General features: G+C 26.2%; 13 protein-coding genes, 4 tRNA genes, 3 rRNA genes and 1 other RNA gene. 11 read left to right on the forward strand and 10 right to left on the reverse strand.

Annotated features, from left to right (window positions below):
* Positions 1–10 precede the first annotated feature (10 nt).
* The 10 genes from rpsF to trpS all read left to right on the forward strand — a co-directional run bounded on the left by rpsF (position 11) and on the right by trpS (position 8055).
* Entirely contained in the window at positions 11–376 is a 366-nt protein-coding gene (gene rpsF, locus GJT93_RS01670) for a 30S ribosomal protein S6 (RefSeq protein ID WP_211080474.1), read from the forward strand.
* Positions 377–418: 42 nt separating this feature from the next.
* Entirely contained in the window at positions 419–646 is a 228-nt protein-coding gene (gene rpsR / locus GJT93_RS01675) for a 30S ribosomal protein S18 (RefSeq protein WP_168821878.1), read from the forward strand.
* Positions 647–693: 47 nt separating this feature from the next.
* Entirely contained in the window at positions 694–1146 is a 453-nt protein-coding gene (rplI, locus tag GJT93_RS01680) for a 50S ribosomal protein L9 (RefSeq protein ID WP_168821879.1), read from the forward strand.
* 43 nt (positions 1147–1189) lie between these two features.
* An RNA gene (gene ffs, locus GJT93_RS01685) (signal recognition particle sRNA small type) lies at positions 1190–1278 on the forward strand.
* Positions 1279–1311: 33 nt separating this feature from the next.
* Positions 1312–2424 (forward strand): DNA polymerase III subunit gamma/tau, encoded by a 1113-nt coding sequence (gene dnaX / locus GJT93_RS01690; RefSeq protein WP_168821880.1) that lies wholly within the window; start codon positions 1312–1314, stop codon positions 2422–2424.
* Positions 2425–2538: 114 nt separating this feature from the next.
* A complete protein-coding gene (htpG, locus tag GJT93_RS01695; RefSeq protein WP_168821881.1) occupies positions 2539–4422 on the forward strand; it encodes a molecular chaperone HtpG in 1884 nt (627 codons plus the stop codon).
* A 223-nt stretch (positions 4423–4645) separates the two neighbouring features.
* The gene (aroK, locus tag GJT93_RS01700; protein WP_168821882.1) at positions 4646–5173 is read left to right on the forward strand and encodes a shikimate kinase AroK; all 528 of its coding nucleotides are present in this window, start codon (positions 4646–4648) and stop codon (positions 5171–5173) included.
* Positions 5174–5213: 40 nt separating this feature from the next.
* Positions 5214–6314 carry a 3-dehydroquinate synthase gene (gene aroB, locus GJT93_RS01705; RefSeq protein ID WP_168821883.1) on the forward strand — a complete coding sequence of 367 codons (1101 nt, stop codon included), beginning with the start codon at positions 5214–5216 and terminating at the stop codon, positions 6312–6314.
* 49 nt (positions 6315–6363) lie between these two features.
* Positions 6364–7038: a ribulose-phosphate 3-epimerase gene (gene rpe, locus GJT93_RS01710; protein WP_168821884.1), complete on the forward strand. Its 675-nt coding sequence runs from the start codon at positions 6364–6366 to the stop codon at positions 7036–7038.
* A gap of 18 nt (positions 7039–7056) precedes the next feature.
* Positions 7057–8055: a tryptophan--tRNA ligase gene (gene trpS, locus GJT93_RS01715; protein WP_168821885.1), complete on the forward strand. Its 999-nt coding sequence runs from the start codon at positions 7057–7059 to the stop codon at positions 8053–8055.
* A 17-nt stretch (positions 8056–8072) separates the two neighbouring features.
* On the opposite strand, the gene crp is transcribed toward trpS, so the two are convergent.
* From crp to murI, 9 genes are all read right to left on the reverse strand, one after another.
* A complete protein-coding gene (gene crp / locus GJT93_RS01720) occupies positions 8073–8702 on the reverse strand; it encodes a cAMP-activated global transcriptional regulator CRP (protein WP_168821886.1) in 630 nt (209 codons plus the stop codon).
* Positions 8703–8779: 77 nt separating this feature from the next.
* Positions 8780–8852 (reverse strand) — tRNA-Thr (locus GJT93_RS01725).
* 53 nt (positions 8853–8905) lie between these two features.
* Positions 8906–8976, reverse strand: a tRNA-Gly gene (locus tag GJT93_RS01730).
* A gap of 41 nt (positions 8977–9017) precedes the next feature.
* Positions 9018–9099 (reverse strand) — tRNA-Tyr (locus GJT93_RS01735).
* Between the two features lie 54 nt (positions 9100–9153).
* A tRNA-Thr gene (locus GJT93_RS01740) sits at positions 9154–9226 on the reverse strand.
* A 24-nt stretch (positions 9227–9250) separates the two neighbouring features.
* A 5S ribosomal RNA gene (gene rrf / locus GJT93_RS01745) occupies positions 9251–9366 on the reverse strand.
* 54 nt (positions 9367–9420) lie between these two features.
* Positions 9421–12362: ribosomal RNA gene (locus tag GJT93_RS01750) — 23S ribosomal RNA — on the reverse strand.
* Positions 12363–12510: 148 nt separating this feature from the next.
* Positions 12511–14095, reverse strand: a 16S ribosomal RNA gene (locus GJT93_RS01755).
* Together the 16S, 23S and 5S rRNA genes with 4 tRNA genes alongside form the textbook arrangement of a ribosomal RNA operon.
* A gap of 179 nt (positions 14096–14274) precedes the next feature.
* Positions 14275–15087 carry a glutamate racemase gene (gene murI, locus GJT93_RS01760; protein ID WP_168821887.1) on the reverse strand — a complete coding sequence of 271 codons (813 nt, stop codon included), beginning with the start codon at positions 15085–15087 and terminating at the stop codon, positions 14275–14277.
* 127 nt (positions 15088–15214) lie between these two features.
* Between murI and GJT93_RS01765 the strand changes: the two genes are divergently transcribed.
* Positions 15215–16378 (forward strand): cysteine desulfurase family protein, encoded by a 1164-nt coding sequence (locus GJT93_RS01765; protein WP_168821888.1) that lies wholly within the window; start codon positions 15215–15217, stop codon positions 16376–16378.
* A gap of 9 nt (positions 16379–16387) precedes the next feature.
* Here the strand turns inward: GJT93_RS01765 and pykF are convergent, their stop codons facing one another.
* Positions 16388–17797: a pyruvate kinase PykF gene (gene pykF, locus GJT93_RS01770; protein ID WP_168821889.1), complete on the reverse strand. Its 1410-nt coding sequence runs from the start codon at positions 17795–17797 to the stop codon at positions 16388–16390.
* Positions 17798–17835 lie beyond the last annotated feature (38 nt).

A 17835-nucleotide genomic window follows, 5' to 3' on the forward strand; every position in this document is an offset into this window, starting at 1 on the left:
ATATATAAAAGTGAATTACTATGAAATAGTTTTTATTATTAATCCAAATCAAAGTGATCAAGTAAATAATATTATAGAATATTATAAAAAATTAGTTTACAAAAATAATGGTTATATTTCAAGGTTTGAAGATTGGGGTAGAAGACAATTAGCATATCCTATATTTAAATTACATAAAGCACATTATATATTAATGAATATTGTTTTAAACAAAACAGATTTAATAAAAAAAATTGAAAATAATTTAAGAATTAATGAACATATTATAAGATATCTTATTATTAAAACCAAAACAGAAAGAAAAACTACATCTTTTATTTTAAAATCTAAATCTGAATATCAAGAAAAACGTAGTGATATAATCAAAACAATATAGTTTTTTAAAAAAAATTATTTTATAATTATTTGGAGTATTTTTATGATACGTTACTTTCGTCGTCGTAAGTTTTGTCGTTTTACTGTAGAAGGTATTAAAGAAATTGATTATAAAGATATACATATTTTAAAAAATTTTATTACTGAAAGTGGTAAAATTGTACCTAGTAGAATTACAGGTACTAAAGCAAAATATCAACGTCAATTAACTAAAGCTATAAAATTAGCAAGATATTTATCTTTAATATCCTATACTGATCATCATAAATAATTTATATATTTTTTAAAATTAAAAATTTTTTATAAAGAGTAAACATAATGAAAGTAATTTTATTAGATAAGATACTTAATATAGGAGAGAAATCTCAAATTATAGATGTTAAATCTGGATATGCACGTAATTTTTTAATACCAAAAAATAAAGCAATAATTGCTAATAAAAATAATATTTTAATTTTAAAACAAAAAATTTTAGAAAAAAAATCTAAATTGTTAGATATTTTAAATAAAGCAAAATTAAAATTAAAAAATTTTAATTTAATAAAAAATAAAATAGTAATTATGGCAAAAGCTAGTAAAAATGGTAAATTATTTGGTTCAATAAATAAAAATGATATTATAAAAGAATTTAAAAAAATTAGATTCGATCTTTTAAAAAAAGAAATTAAATTACCTAAAAAAGGAATTAAATATCTTGGAGAATATAATATCGTATTTAAATTTCATGAAAAAATTTTAGTTGAAAAAAAAATTTATATAGTAAATAATTAAATATTGACTTGACTTATGAAATTAAGTATAATCTGTATAAACATGATTATTGAAAGCAATATTATTTTATAAATCCAGTCAGGTCTGGAAAGAAGCAGCTGTAATAAATATAATATGTGTAAATAAATAGTCATGTTTTTCTATCTTATTTAAAAAAATAATAACATGAATTCTCATATTTTAGCATCCAAATGGCGTCCTTATTCATTTAATAATGTAATAGGTCAAAATCATGTAATACAAGCTATTAAATATAGTTTATCTATTAAAAAAATTCATCCTGCTTGGATATTATCTGGTAGTAGAGGGATAGGTAAAACAACAATTGCAAGAATTTTTGCTATGGGTTTAAGTTGTTTACAAGGTGTAACAAATAATCCATGTGGATATTGCGAAAATTGTATATCCATAAAAAAAAATTCTTTTTTAGATTTAATTGAATTAGATTCTGCATCTAAAACAAAGGTAGAAGATATTAGAGAAATTTTAGAAATAATATATTATCCTCCTGTAAAAGGAAAATATAAAATATATATTTTTGATGAATTTCATATGTTATCTAAACATAGTTTTAATGCTTTATTAAAAATAATAGAAGAACCTCCAGAATATATAAAATTTATATTTGCCACTACAGAATTACAAAAAATACCATCTACAATATTATCAAGATGTATTCAATTTCATTTAAAATTAATAGATAAAAACATTATTTTTAATCAACTTAAGTATATTTTAAATAAAGAAAATTTTAAATATGATGAAGAAGCATTAAAAATTTTATCTGAAACATCAGATGGTAGTATGCGTGATGCTCTAAATTTAACAGATCAATTAATATCTATGGGAGAATTAACAACATATAATGTTTATTTAATGCTCGGATTAATAAAAAAAAAATATTTATTTTTATTAATAGAAAATTTTAAAACACAAAAATATAATATAATTTTTAATTTAATTTATCAAATTTCTAAATTTAATGTTAATTGGTTAACTATTATAACAGAGATAATGATATTACTACATCATATTTTAAAAATAAAAATTTTAAATAAGAATTTAAATAATTTGCTAAAAGATTCTAATTTTCAAAAAAATGAAATTTTTTTTTATAAAAATATATTAGATAAATTTTCTGAAATAGAACTAAAAAATTTATATAATATTTTAAGTAAAGGTAAAAAAAATTTATATTTATCTCCAAACCCTAAAGTAGGATTTGAAATGATTATACTAGAAATAATCATATATCTAAAAAATATAAATGAAATTTAAAAATATTTAAATAGTTATTATTTTAATATATAAAACTATCTGTTTATTATTGTATTTTATAAAATTTAAATATATATATTTGTATATGTTTTTATAGAAAAGAGTAAAACTAATATGAAAAAAAAAGAAACACTTAGTTTTCAATCTGAAGTAAAACAATTATTACATTTAATGATTCATTCTCTTTATTCAAATAAAGAAATTTTCTTACGAGAATTAATTTCTAATGCTTCTGATGCAGTTGATAAATTAAAATTTCAAGCTTTATCTAAACCAGATTTATATGAAAATAATTCAAATTTTAAAATACAAATTTCTATTGATAAAGAAAAAAAATTAATTACCATTAGTGATAATGGTATTGGAATGACTCGTAAAGAAGTCATTGAAAATTTAGGTACTATTGCTAAATCAGGTACTAAAGATTTTATTAAATCTTTAAATTTATCTTCAAATAATAAAACAGAAATAAATTCACACTTAATAGGACAATTTGGTGTAGGATTTTATTCTTCTTTTATAGTAGCTGATAAAGTTATAGTTAAAACTAGAGCTGCTGGAAATCCTATAGATCAGGGAGTATTTTGGAAATCAAAAGGAGAAGGAAATTATGAAATAGCTAACATTAATAAAGAATTAAGAGGTACTGAAATTATATTACATATACGAGAAAAATGTAAAGAATTTTTAGATATATGGCGCATAAAAACAATAATTAGTAAATATTCAGAACACATTTCTCTTCCTATAGAAGTAAAAACATATAATGAAAAAGAAAAGAAATATTTTTGGGAACAAGTTAATAAGGCACAGGCTCTTTGGTTACGAAATAAATCAAATATAAGTGAAAATGAATATAAAGAATTTTATAAACAACTAACATATGATCAAACTGATCCAATTATTTGGAGTCATAATCATGTAGAAGGAAAACAAGAATATATTAGTTTATTATACATTCCTTCTACAATTCCTTGGGATATACGTAATAGAGATTATAAAAATGGATTAAAATTATATGTACAACGAGTTTTTATTATGGAAGATGCAGAACAATTATTACCTAAGTATTTAAGATTTATAAGAGGTTTAATTGATTCTAATGATTTACCTTTAAATATTTCTCGAGAAATTTTACAGAAGAATAGTATTATTCATAATATGAAAATTACATTAACAAAAAAAGTTCTTAATATGTTAATGTCTCTTACTAAACAACCAAAAAAATATAATGATTTTTGGAAAAAATATGGTTTGATTTTTAAAGAAGGTCCTGCAGAAGATATAAAAAATAAAAATTTAATTATAAAATTATTACGTTTTACTTCAACTTTTAATAATGATGCTGAACAAAATATTTCTTTAAATGAATATGTTAAAAGAATGATAAAAGGACAAAAAAAAATATATTTTTTAACATCAGATAATTATTTATCTGCAAAAAATAGTCCTCATTTAGAATTTTTTAATAAAAAAGGAATAGAAGTATTGTTATTAGTAGATCATATTGATGAATGGATGATGAGTTATATTAATGAATTTGAGGGTAAAACATTTCAATCTATTAGTAAACAAGATGATTCATTAGATGAATTTATTAAAAATAAAGATAATATTATAGAAGACAAAATAAAAAAAGAATTTCAACCTTTTTTAAAAAAAATACAAGATTTATTAGGAAATAAAATTAAAAAAGTAAAATTAACAAATAAATTAATTAAGACTCCTGCTATTGTAACTACTGATTCAAATGAAATGAGTACACAAATGGCAAAATTATTTGCAGCTGCAGGACAAGAAACTCCAGAAATAAAATATAATTTTGAATTAAATCCTAATCATATTTTAATTAAAAAAATTTTAACAATTAAAGATAAAGATTATTTTTCAGAATTTATATATTTATTGTTAGATGAAGCTATTTTAGCAGAAAAAGGTACTTTAGAAGATCCAAATCAATTTATTCATCGTATAAATAATTTTTTATCAAAAATTTAAATATAGCATGGATAAGATAATTATTAAAATAATTATCTTATCTTAAATAAAAAATTAAGTAATATTTAAAATATTATTTTTTTAAATAAAACTATTATTTAAAATGTTTTTATGATTTAATAAAAATAATTAGAATATAAAGATATTCTATATATAAATTTATGTCTTATTTTATTTTAAAAAATAAGAATTTTATTCACAATAAAAATTTATTAATATAAAAATGGCAGAAAAAAGAAATATATTTTTAATAGGACCTATGGGAGCAGGAAAAAGTACGATTGGTCGTCATTTAGCAAATTTATTAAAAATGGATTTTTTTGATTCAGATCAAGAAATTGAACGTCGTACAGGTGCAGATATAAATTGGGTATTTGATGTGGAAGGAGAAAAAGGTTTTAGAAAACGTGAAAAAAAAATTATTGATGAAATTACTCAAAAACAAGGTATTGTCTTAGCTACAGGTGGGGGATCTATTCAATCTAAAGAAACTAGAAAAATTCTTTCTTCTAGAGGAATAGTTGTATATCTGAAAACTACCATAGAAAAACAGTTAAGTCGTACAAAAAGAGATAAAAAACGTCCTTTATTAAAAAACAAACAAAATCAATTAGCTAGAGAAATTTTAGAAAATTTAGCTAAGAAAAGAAATTATTTATATGATGAAATAGCTGATATTATTATTAAAACAGATGAACAAAGTGCAAAAGTTGTTGCTAATCAACTTATTCATTTATTAGAAAAAAATTAATTGTATTATTTTATTAGATAAAAAAAGGATAATATTATATATGGAAAAAACTATTTTAGTTTCAACAAAAAAAAATAATTATCCTATTGTTATAGATTTTAATTTATTTGAAAAAAAAATATTTTTTCCCTTTCTTAAGAAAGGTGATAGTATTTTGATTATTACTAATCAAAAAGTTTTTTCTTTATATTTTAAAAAAATTTTTAATCAATTTATTAATATTGGTCTTAAAATTAATCATATTATTTTACCTGATGGTGAACAATATAAAACATTAGTTACTGTTAATATTATTTTTACATCATTACTTAAAAATTTACATAGTAGAGATACTACTTTAATTGCTTTAGGTGGTGGGGTAATAGGTGATATAACAGGATTTGCTGCTTCTGTATATCAAAGAGGTGTAAAATATATACAAATACCTACTACTTTATTATCACAAATTGATTCTTCAATAGGAGGTAAAACAGCTGTAAATCATGATTTAGGTAAAAATATGATTGGTAGTTTTTATCAACCTAAAATGGTATTAATTAATTTAAGTTGTTTATATACTTTATCTAAAAGGGAATTTTCTGCAGGTTTAGCTGAAATTGTTAAGTATAGTATTATTTTTGATAAAAAATTTTTTATTTGGTTAGAAAATAATATTGATGAATTGTTTAACTTAAATAAAAATAAAATAATCTATTGTATTCATAAATGTTGTAAATTAAAATCTAAAATAATTTCTGAAGATGAATATGAAAAAAATAAAAGAGCATTATTAAATTTAGGTCATACTTATGCTCATGCTATAGAAACTGAATTAGGATATGGTAAATGGTTACATGGAGAAGCTGTAGCGATAGGTATTATAATTGCAACTCTAACTTCTAAAAAATTAAATTTATTAAAAAATTCAGAAGATATAATAAAAATTATTAATTTATTAAAAAAATGTAAATTACCTATCAAATTACCAAATAGTATGAATGCACATAAGTTTTTAAAACATATTTATAGAGATAAAAAAAATAAACAAAAAAATATTAATCTTATTTTACCAATTAAAATTGGTAAAGTTTTAATATATAAAAATGTTTCTGAAAAAGTTATTATTGATGTTATTAATAATAATAAAAATTTATTGTTTTAAATTATTAATATATAATATTAATTATATTTATAATTTTATTTTTTATATAATGAAAAACATTTTAATTGCTGCGTCTATTTTATCTGCTAATTTTGCCTATTTAGGAAAAGAAATTGAAGATGTTCTTAAAGCAGGAGCTGATTTAATACATTTTGATGTTATGGATAATTATTATGTACCTAATTTAACTATTGGTCCTTTAGTTTTAAAATCTTTAAGAAATTATGGAATTAAATGTATAATAGATGTACATTTAATGACAAAAAAAGTAGATGATTTAATCATAAAATTTGCAAAGGCAGGAGCTAATATTATTACTTTACATCCTGAAAATTCTTATCATTTAGATAGAAGTATTTCCTTAATAAGGAAATATGGATGTAAAGCTGGTATAGTTTTAAATCCTTCAACTCCTTTATGTTGTTTTGATTATATTATTAATAAATTAGACATAATTACAATTATGTCTGTTAATCCTGGTTTTGAAAAACAAATTTTTTTAAATTTTATTTATGATAAAATTATTAAAATTAAAAAAATTATAAAAAAAAAAAAAATTTTATTAGAAATAGATGGGGGTATTAATATAGATAATATTAAAAAAGTTGCTATTGCTGGAGCAGATATTCTTGTAATAGGTTCAGCTATATTTAAAAGTTCATTTTCATATGAACAAACTCTTCAAACCATGAAATTAAAATTAAATAACATTTCAAAAAATTAAAATATATTATAGTTAATTATGAAAAAAAAAATAATATTTAGTGGTATTCAACCTACTGGTATATTAACAATAGGAAATTATATTGGTGCATTAAGTCAATGGAAAAAATTACAAAAAAAATATTTTTGTATTTATTGCATAGCTGATTTACATGCTTTAACTAATTATCACAAAAAAAGTATATTAAATAATAATATATTAAATACTTTATCATTATTTTTAGCATCAGGTATTAATCCTGAAAAAAGTATTATTTTTATACAGTCACATGTACCTCAACATACTCAGTTATGTTGGATTTTAAATTGTTTTACTAATTTTAGTATAATGAAAAGAATGATACAATTTAAAGAAAAAATAAATTCAAATAAAAATGTTAATATGGGGTTATTTAATTATCCTATATTAATGGCTGCTGATATATTATTATATCAAACATATAAAGTACCAGTAGGTAAAGATCAGATTCAACATATTGAATTAGTGAGAGATATTGCTTGTAAATTTAATAATTTTTATGGGGAAAAAATATTTAAAATTCCTGAAAAAAAAATGAATAAAAATTTTGGTTCATGTATAATGTCATTATTAAATCCTATGAAAAAAATGTCTAAATCTGATAAAAATAAAAATAATATAATCACATTATTTGATGATGATATAATAATTAGGAAAAAAATTAAATCTGCTGTAACAGATTCTAATAATCCTCCAAAAATAGTATTTGATTTGAAAAATAAACCTGGTATTTCTAATTTACTTATTATATTATCTAATATAACTAAAATACCTATAGAGAAATTAGAATTTCGTTTTAAAAATAAAAATTACAATGATTTTAAAGAATCTGTTGTTTATAATTTATGTTTATTTTTAAATAAATTAAGAAAAAAATATTATTTTTATAGAAAGAATGAAGAATTGTTAAAAAATATTATTAATAACGGATCGAAAAAAGCAAAAAAATATGCTAAAATTACTTTAAAAAAAGTACATAATGTTATTGGTTTAAAATAAATATTTAATAAATTTACTTATCTTGTACCATATATAACTATGGTTTTACCATGAGCATATATTAAATTACGGTTTTTTAAAATTTTAAGTGTACGACCTACAGTTTCTCTAGAACAACCGACTATTTTACCTATTTCTTGTCTAGTAATTTTTATTTGCATACCATCTGGATGTGTAATTGCATCTGGAGATTTAGCTAAATTTAATAATGTTTGAAAAATTCTACGAGTTACATCTAAAAAAGCTAGATTACTAATTTTCTTAAATGTAATTTGTAATTTACTTACAATTTGTGAAGCAATTTTCATTATAATATCATTATTAATTTTAATTAAATTAAAAAAATTTTTATATGAAATTTTTGCTAATTCACATTCTGTTTTTAATTTAATTAATGTAATTTCTTTATAAGAATTATTAAAAATTCTTGTTTCACCAACAAAACTACCTGCATTTAAATAATTAAGTATTATTTCTTTACCATTATTATTTTTAATAGAAACAACAATAATTCCTTTTAATACATAATATAAATTCTTAGTAACATCCCCTTGTTTTATTAAAACCATTTTAGCAGGGTATTTATTAATATTACAATAAGAAAGAAACCATTCTAAAGTAGAATCTTTTTGTAACTTAAGAAACATTAGTAATTATCCTTCTACTATTTATATTTTATAAACCTGAAAAATTTTTTGTTTAAAAAAAACACATTAATAATAAAAGCTGATACCCAGAATTGAACTGAGATCTTCATTCTTACCAAGAATGTGCTTTACCATTTAAGCTATATCAGCAAAAAAAATATAGAATAAATAATATTTATATTTGCATTTTAAATTTAAATTAGAGCAGACAACGGGAATCGAACCCGTATTTTTAGCTTGGAAGGCTAAAGTAATACCATTATACAATGTCTGCTATATTTTAAATTCAAATATTATATTCTTGATAAAAATTTCTGGTGGGAGAAGGATTCGAACCTTCGAAGTCTATGACGACAGATTTACAGTCTGTTCCCGTTAACCACTTGGGTATCCCACCATTTTTTTAAAATTAATAAAAATTTTTTTATAATATATAACTACAATTTTCTAATGCCGGCTACCGGGGTCGAACTGGTGACCTACTGATTACAAATCAGTTGCTCTACCATCTGAGCTAAGCCGGCATTAAAATTTATCTATATATTTTATCCTGGTATTTACCTACTCTCACATGAGGAGACCTCACACTACCATTGGCACTACAATGTTTCACTTCTGAGTTCGGAATGGATTCAGGTGGTACCATTGCGTTATATATACCAGGATTATTTTGTTAAATGTAATTTAAATATTTAAATTTAAACGATTCTGGTGTTGTAAGGTTAAGACTCACGGGTGTTTATTAGTACTAGTTAGCTTAACATATCACTATGCTTACACACCTAGCCTATCAACGTCATCGTCTTTAACGTCCCTTAAGAGATTTCTATAAATAACTAATAAAAATCTAGGGAAGACTAATCTTAAGGTAAGTTTCGCACTTATATGCTTTCAGCGCTTATCTTTTCCGTATTTAGCTACCGGGCAATGCCATTGGCATGACAACCCGAACACCATAGATACGTTCACTCCGGTCCTCTCGTACTAGGAGCAAATCCTTTCAATCTTCCAACGCCCACGACAGATAGGGACCGAACTGTCTCACGACGTTCTAAACCCAGCTCGCGTACCACTTTAAATGGCGAACAGCCATACCCTTGGGACCTACTACAGCCCCAGGATGTGATGAGCCGACATCGAGGTGCCAAACACCGCCGTCGATATGAACTCTTGGGCGGTATTAGCCTGTTATCCCCGGAGTACCTTTTATCCGTTGAGCGATGGCCTTATCATACAGAACCACCGGATCACTAAGACCTGCTTTCGCATCTGCTCGAATTGTCATTCTCGCAGTTAAGCCAGCTTATGCCTTTGTACTAACCTCACGATTTCCGACCGTGATTAGCTGACCTTAGTACTCCTCCGTTACTCTTTAGGAGGAGACCGCCCCAGTCAAACTACCTACCAGACATTGTCTCTAACCCGGATTACGGGTTTAGGTTAGAATAATAAATACTAAAGGGTGGTATTTCAAGGACGATTCCATATTAGCTAGCGCTAACATTTCATTATCTCCCACCTATTCTACACATTAATATGCACTATTCAATATCAAGCTATAGTAAAGGTTCACGGGGTCTTTCCGTCTTGCCGCGGGTACACTGCATCTTCACAGCAATTTCAATTTCACTGAGTCTCAGGTGGAGACAGTCTGACCATCATTACGCCATTCGTGCAGGTCGGAACTTACCCGACAAGGAATTTCGCTACCTTAGGACCGTTATAGTTACGGCCGCCGTTTACTGGGGCTTCGATCAAGAGCTTCTTATATAAAATAATAACCCTATCAATTAACCTTCCAGCACCGGGCAGGCGTCACACCGTATACGTCCACTTACGTGTTTGCACAGTGCTGTGTTTTTAATAAACAGTTGCAGTCAGCCGTTATCTTAGACTGATTTCAGCTCAAAAAGTAAATCTTCTTACTTACAATCAGTGTGCCTTCTCCCAAAGTTACGGCACTATTTTGCCTAGTTCCTTCACCTGAGTTCTCTCAAGCGCCTTAGTATTCTCTACCTGACTACCTGTGTCGGTTTGGAGTACGATTCAATATTATTTAAGTTTAGAGGATTTTCTTGTAAGCATGGTATTAATTACTTCAATACAATAAAGTATTTCGTCATCACGTCTTAATGTAATAATTATCCGGATTTTCCTAAATAATTCATCTACACGTTTAAACCAAGACAACCATCACTTGGATAATCTAACCTTCTTCGTCCCCCCTTCACAATAATAATGAGTACAGGAATATTAACCTGTTATCCATCGACTACGCTTTTCAGCCTCGCCTTAGGGATCGACTTACCCTACCTCGATTACCGTTGGATAGGAAACCTTAGTCTTTCGGCGAATAGGTTTTTCACCTATTTTATCGTTACTCATGTCAGCATTCGCACTTCTGATATCTCCAATAAATTTTACAATTTATCTTCAACGACTTACAGAACGCTCCCCTACCCAATAAAATAAAAATAATAACTTCTTTATTGTCGCAGCTTCGGTGTATAATTTAGCCCCGTTACATCTTCCGCGCAGGACGACTAGACCAGTGAGCTATTACGCTTTCTTTAAATGATGGCTGCTTCTAAGCCAACATCCTAGCTGTTTATGCCTTCCCACCTCGTTTCCCACTTAATTATAACTTAGGGACCTTAGCTAGCGATCTGGGTTGTTTCCCTCTTCACAACGGACGTTAGCACCCGCTGTGTGTCTCCCGTAATAACATAAATTTGGTATTCGTAGTTTGCATCGGATTGGTAAATCTGGTAGATTCCCTAACCGAAACAGAGCTCTACCCCCAAATATGAATTTTACGAGGCGCTACCTAAATAGCTTTCGGGGAGAACCAGCTATCTCCCGGTTTGATTGGCCTTTCACCCCTAACCACAAGTCATCCGCTAATTTTTCAACATTAGTCGGTTCGGTCCTCCAGTAAGAATTACCAAACCTTCAACCTGCTCATGGTTAGATCACCGGGTTTCGGGTCTATATCTTGCAACTAAAACGCCCTTTTAAGACTCGGTTTCCCTACGGCTTCCTTATACAGTTAACCTTGCTACAAAATATAACTCGCTGACCCATTATACAAAAGGTACGCAGTCACACTTTTTAAGTGCTCCTACTGCTTGTACGTATATGATTTCAGGTTCTATTTCACTCCCCTAACCGGGGTTCTTTTCACCTTTCCCTCACGGTACTAGTTCACTATCGGTCAGTCAGTAGTATTTAGCCTTAGAGGATGACCCCCCTATATTCAAACAAGATTACACGTGTCTCGTTCTACTCATTGAGACTATAATTATTGTATTTTAATATACAGGACTATCACCTTGTATCGTATAACTTTCCAGTTATTTTTACTAATACAATAAATAAAGTACGTCTCGGGCTTCTTCCTGTTCGCTCGCCACTACTAAGGAAATCTCTATTGATTTCTTTTCCTCAGGATACTTAGATGTTTCAGTTCTCCTGGTTTACTTCGTAATTCTATGTATTCAAATCACGATAATATATAGTTATATATATTAGGTTTCCCCATTCGGAAATCGCCGACTAATAACGTTTTATATCAACTCATCGACGCTTTTCGCAGATTAACACGTCCTTCATCGTCTCTGACTGCCAAGGCATCCATCATATACGCTTATTTACTTAACCTTACAACCCACAATCGTCTAAATATTTTAAATAAATTTAACTATAAATTAATTACTTAATTATTTATTATTTAAAAAATTTTTACWWAATTTTTAAAAAACTTATGMMACTTWTGGGGGYWSWCYACTTGAWRASAACTTKTAATAGTAAAGGAGGTGATCCAACCACAGGTTCCCCTACGGTTACCTTGTTACGACTTCACCCCAGTTATGAATCATAAAGTGGTAAGCGCCCTCCAATTTTAAAAAAATTGGTTAAACAACTTACTTCTTTTACAACCCACTTCCATGGTGTGACGGGCGGTGTGTACAAGGCCCGGGAACGTATTCACCGTAGCATTCTGATCTACGATTACTAGCGATTCCGACTTCATAGAGTCGAGTTGCAGACTCTAATCCGAACTAAGATATATTTTGTGAGATCCGCTTACTTTTACAAGGATGCTTCTCTTTGTATATACCATTGTAGCACGTGTGTAGCCCTGGTCGTAAGGGCCATGATGACTTGACGTCGTCCTCACCTTCCTCCGGTTTATCACCGGCAGTCTTCTTTGAGTTCCCAGCCTAACTGATGGCAACAAAGAATAAGGGTTGCGCTCGTTGCGGGACTTAACCCAACATTTCACAACACGAGCTGACGACAGCCATGCAGCACCTGTCTCATGGTTCCCGAAGGCACTAAAATATCTCTATTAAATTCCATGGATGTCAAGACCAGGTAAGGTTCTTCGCGTTGCATCGAATTAAACCACATGCTCCACCGCTTGTGCGGGCCCCCGTCAATTCATTTGAGTTTTAACCTTGCGGTCGTACTCCCCAGGCGGTCGACTTAACGCGTTAGCTACGAAAGTTATAAGTCAAGCTTACAACCTTCAAGTCGACATCGTTTACGGCATGGACTACCAGGGTATCTAATCCTGTTTGCTCCCCATGCTTTCGCACCTGAGCGTCAGTATTCGTCCAGGAGGCCGCCTTCGCCACTGGTATTCCTCCAGATATCTACGCATTTCACCGCTACACCTGGAATTCTACCTCCCTCTACGAAACTCGAGTTAATTAGTTTCAAATGCAGTTCCTAAGTTAAGCCTAGGGATTTCACATCTGACTTAATTAACCGCCTACGTGCTCTTTACGCCCAGTAATTCCGATTAACGCTAGCACCCTCCGTATTACCGCGGCTGCTGGCACGGAGTTAGCCGGTGCTTCTTTTACAAGTAACGTCAATGATAAAATATATTAGATTTTACCGTTTCTTTCTTGTTGAAAGTACTTTACAACCCGAAGGCCTTCTTCATACACGCGGCATAGCTGCATCAGGCTTTCGCCCATTGTGCAATATTCCCCACTGCTGCCTCCCGTAGGAGTCTGGACCGTGTCTCAGTTCCAGTGTGGCTGATTATCCTCTCAGACCAGCTAGGGATCGTTGCCTAGGTAGGCTATTACTCTACCTACTAGCTAATCCCGTCTGGGTTCATCTAATGGTATAAGGTCCCATATATAAAATATATATAGAATCCCCTACTTTGGTCTAATAAAAGACATTATGAGGTATTAGCTACCGTTTCCAATAGTTATCCCTCTCCATAAGGCAGATCCCCAGATATTACTCACCCGTCCGCCGCTCGCCGACAATAAAAAAAAATAAAATTCTTTCTTATTTCGCTGCCGCTCGACTTGCATGTGTTAGGCTTGCCGCCAGCGTTCAATCTGAGCCATGATCAAACTCTTCAATTTTACATAAATAAATTAATACAATAAATTTATAAAAAAATTTATAAATTTAATACTCTCTTTTAAAGAGAGTGCCCTCAAAAGTTTTTTATAAATTTTTAAAGAACTATAAAGTTAGTAACAATCATATTACATTTTTTAAAAAAATAGTCAAGTATTTTATCTTAATTTTATAAAAAAATTTACGTATTAAATTTTTTAAAAATATGAAAATTCATTTTTAAAAAAATATTTCGTATTTTATTTATATTTTTATCTATTTTTGTATAATAAACAATATTTTTTTTTTTACTCAATAAATTTTTATTATATTTAACTATTTTTTTAAATTTATGAATTACGAAATATTTAGCATCTAAAAATTTTATTTTTTTAGGAAAAACATTTTGTATTTCTTTTTTAATTAAAGGAAAATGAGTACAACCTAATATAACAGTATCAGGAAATATTTTTAATTTATACCAAGAAAAAAAAATTTTTTTTATTTCATTTAAAATAATTTTATATCCTAATAATTTATATTCTGCTAAAAGAACTAATTTAAAAGATGATATAATTTCTATTGTATATTTTTTCCTTAATAAATTTATTTTATTTTGTACTTTATAATTTTGTATTGTAGTATTTGTAGCTAAAAAACCAATGACTTTATTTTTTGTTTTTTTTATAGCTAAATCAAAAACAGGGGTAACACCAATAATAGGAAAATTAAAATATTTTTTTAGTTGGGGTAGACTAGAAACACTAGCTGTATTACATGCAATAATAACTAATGAAATATTATGATTTAATGAAATTTTATTTAAAATTTTAATTAAACGTTTTAAAATAAAACTTTTTGATTTATTTCCATAAGGAAAATATTTATTATCTAATAAATATATGAAATTAATATTTAAGAAAATATTTTTAATATAATTAAATATTGTAATTCCACCTAATCCGGAATCAAAAATAAAAATAGTAGTTTTAGAAATTAAAATTTTATTTTTCATAAAAATCCTAATGTATAAATTTTTTATACATAAAACATTTAATTATTTATATTAAATAATATACAATATTTACTTTAATAAAAAATTTTATTTTACAATAATTTAATCAAATTAATATAATAAAATTATGCAAAAATTAATATATTTAGATTATGCTGCTACTACTCCAGTTGATCCAAAAGTTTTAAAAGAAATGCAAAACTATTTTACTATAAATGGAATATTTGGTAATTCATCTTCTTATTTACATACTTTTAGTCTTAAAGCAAGAAATATAATTGAAAATGCTAGAATAAATATAGCAAATATTATTGGTAGTAAAAAAGAAGAAATAATTTTTACTTCTAGCGCAACAGAATCTATTAATTTAGCAATTAAAGGAATTGCATTTAATTATTTAAATCATAAAAAAAAAAATATTATTACAAGTTTTATGGAACATAAAGCCGTACTAGAAACTTGTAATTTTGTAAAAAAATTAGGTATAAAAATTATATATATTAAAAATTCTAATAAAGGAGTAATTAATTTAAATATATTAGAGAAAAAAATTACTTATCAAACAATATTAGTATCAATAATGCATATTAATAATGAAATAGGAACTATTAATGATATTATAAAAATTGGTGAAATTTGTAAAAAAAATAATGTAATTTTACATGTCGATGCTACCCAAAGTATGGGTAAATATTCATTTAATTTAAAAAATATGAATATTGATCTGTTATCATTCTCAGCTCATAAATTTTATGGTCCTAAAGGAATAGGAGTTTTATATATCAAAAACAATAAAAAAAAAATAAATTTATTCCCATTACTACATGGAGGTGGACAAGAAAACGGTTTAAGATCAGGAACTTTAGCAACACATCAAATTGTTGGAATGTCTAAAGCATTAAGTATAACTAATAATTTAATTAATAAAGAAAAAGAAAGAATAACATTTTTAAAAAAAAAACTATGGTCTGGAATAAAAAATATTCCAGGTATATATTTAAATGGTTCATTAAAACATAGTTCTCCCTATATAATTAATATAGGTTTTAAAAATATTTTTAATAAAATACTTATATTAGAAATGAAAAATATTGCAATATCCACTTCTTCTGCATGTAACTCAAATAAATATCATTTATCATATGTATTAAAATCTTTAGGATTAAATAACAATTTAATTCAAAGTTCTATACGTATCTCTTTTGGTAGATTTACTACTGAAAAAGAAATTAATTATACAATTAAAAAATTTCATTTTATTATTAAAAAAATTAAAAAAAAATACTTATAAAATTAATATTTAAATAATATGTACTGAAGTTGTATTTGTTGTACCACTAGGTACTAGTGCACCAGATACCATTACAATGACATCTCCTTTTTTAGCATATTTACTAAATAATGCAACCTTTTTACCTATTATATAAAAATCATCTGTAGATGATATTTTATCTACTAATTTTGGTATAATTCCTTTACTTAAAATTAAATTTTGAACTGTTTTTTTATTTGTAGTTAAAGCTAAGATTATTGCTTTAGGAAAATATTTTCTAATAGATTTTGCTGATTTACCTAATTGAGTAGCAACAATTATTAATGGTGCTTTTAATTTTTCTGCTATTTCTACTGCACTACGACATACAGCATCAGTAATACTCATATCTTTATTATGATAAAAATTAATTCTATTAGTCATAGTAATATCTGTTCTTTCACAAATTATAGACATAATCGAAACAGATTCTAATGGATATTTTCCTTTAGCACTTTCTCCAGATAACATAACTGCATCAGTTCCATCCAAAATAGCATTAGCTACATCTCCCGCTTCTGCCCTAGTTGGCCTAGGATTTTTAATCATAGAATCTAACATTTGTGTAGCTGTTATCACTATTTTACCCCAAAAATTACATTTTCTTATAATCATTTTTTGAGCAAAAATAACGTTTTCTACTGGTATTTCTACACCTAAATCTCCTCTTGCTACCATTATACCATCAGATACACTTAATATTTCATCAAAATTATTTAATCCTTCCTGATTTTCAATTTTAGCTATAATTTGAATGTTATTACCATTATATTTTTTTAAAAATTTTCTTATTTCTAATATATCTTGTTTTTTACGAATAAAAGAAGCTGCAATATAATCTATCTTATGTTGACAAGCAAAAATTAAATCACATTTATCTTTTTCTGATAAAGATGGTAAATTAATAGATATACCTGGTAAATTAATACTTTTATTTTCAGATAATTTACCATTATTTAATATTTTACATATAATATTATTATTTATAATTTTTATAACTTCCATAGCAATTAAACCATCATCTATTAATATTTTATTACCAATTTTTAAATCTTTAATAAGATAAGGATATGTAATTGCAACACATTTATTATTACCAATAATATCTTGATTAGTTGTTAATGTAAAAAAATTTCCAGATTTTAAATATACATCTTCTCCTTTATATAATTTCATAGTACGTATTTCTGGACCTTTAGTATCTAATAAAATTGCTGCATTTATACCTGTTTTTTTAATTACATTTTTTAATGTATTTATTCTTTTTTGATGATCATTATGATTTCCATGTGAAAAATTTAATCTAGCAACATTCATACCTAATTTTAAAAATTCAGATAAAATATATTTAGATTCTGAACTAGGACCTATAGTACATACTATTTTTGTTTTTTTCATAAAATTTATATATTCCTAAATATATTTAATTAAAAACT

The organism is Enterobacteriaceae endosymbiont of Donacia provostii, assembly GCF_012570145.1.
Taxonomy (GTDB): Bacteria; Pseudomonadota; Gammaproteobacteria; order Enterobacterales; family Enterobacteriaceae.